This window comes from Atopobium sp. BS2, from assembly GCF_000565075.1.
GTDB lineage: Bacteria > Actinomycetota > Coriobacteriia > Coriobacteriales > Atopobiaceae > Lancefieldella.
Genome location: NZ_JDFG01000049.1, coordinates 1 through 1125 on the forward strand (window position 1 = coordinate 1; position 1125 = coordinate 1125).

Annotated in this window: 1 protein-coding gene; it reads right to left on the reverse strand. The window is 38.7% G+C overall.

What is annotated here, in order from left to right:
* Positions 1–1056: ABC transporter transmembrane domain-containing protein (locus HMPREF1492_RS07105; protein ID WP_084055009.1), on the reverse strand; the 1056-nt coding region annotated here is incomplete at its 3' end.
* Between the last annotated feature and the right edge of the window lie 69 nt (positions 1057–1125).

Here is a 1125-nt window from a genome sequence, read left to right on the forward strand (position 1 = left end):
TGGACCTTCTGGAGTAGCTAAAAGAGTTCCCTCTCCTATCTTTATAGCTGGTTTAAGTGAAGAGTTCCAAAGCTTCTCATAACCTGAAGGCTCTTGGGATTCTTTGAAAGTATTTTGTAGGCGCTCAAGATGAACTTTATTTGCTTTTACAAACATGATTGATTGAAAAAGTTCCGCTAGAGGATTCTGAATCAATGCGCATAGTTGATATGAGATAAAAATATCTCCTACAGACGCAGCATGAATCTGATACATTTCAATGGTTAGGGCAAGCATAATGATCTGCAGTAGAGAACACATACTGCTTGGAATCTTCTCATTCAATCCCTCATTAAACCGATATCTTTTTATGGAATCCAAGTACTTTGAACCGATGTCATGATATCTCTCTTTATAAAAGACGTCAGCTCGAGCAATATTGATAGCTCTTTTATTTTCTACGATGCGTTTTGATTCGTTCAAATATCTATCTTGAGCTGGAATAATATTTCGCTGTAAATCAGCAATCCGCTTGGCTGGAACCCTTGTCACAAGAAATAAGATAGGAATATAGGTAAGCACTACGATGAAATATACATAATTGGTAATAAGAAGCGCTAATAAAATCACTACGATACATCCGACAGAACTCAAAATGGCAATATTCACAGCACTATACACAGATCCATACATGGTCGCAGAACTGCTTAAGAGGTTCATGTAGTAGCCTTTTTCATGTGTTTTGTAGACACGGGGCGGCATCTCAATAACCCTTTGTATAACCTGCGTAGTACAACTCATTCTTTGGATAATCGCCGCACGCACAGGAAACCATCCTTTAAATGTAAGAGCAAGGACTGCTGATGCGAGAGAAAGAAATAGAACCCCCACAAAAGCAATCGTTTTACCAGTCATCCAAGAGCCTTGAGAAACGGCACTCACTATTGAGCCTAAGGCCAAGCTCGTAGCTACAGAAAGAGCAGTTGATAATACTGATCCTAATATTAAAAAGATATTATTCTTTGTAATGACAAAAGATGAAGGTACTTGAAACTTGTATTTGGTTCGTGTATTCATTATTGTCTTCTCTCCCCCATCAACGCACATGCAATTGACCGTCTTGGATATCGAGAAGAACGTCTGCTT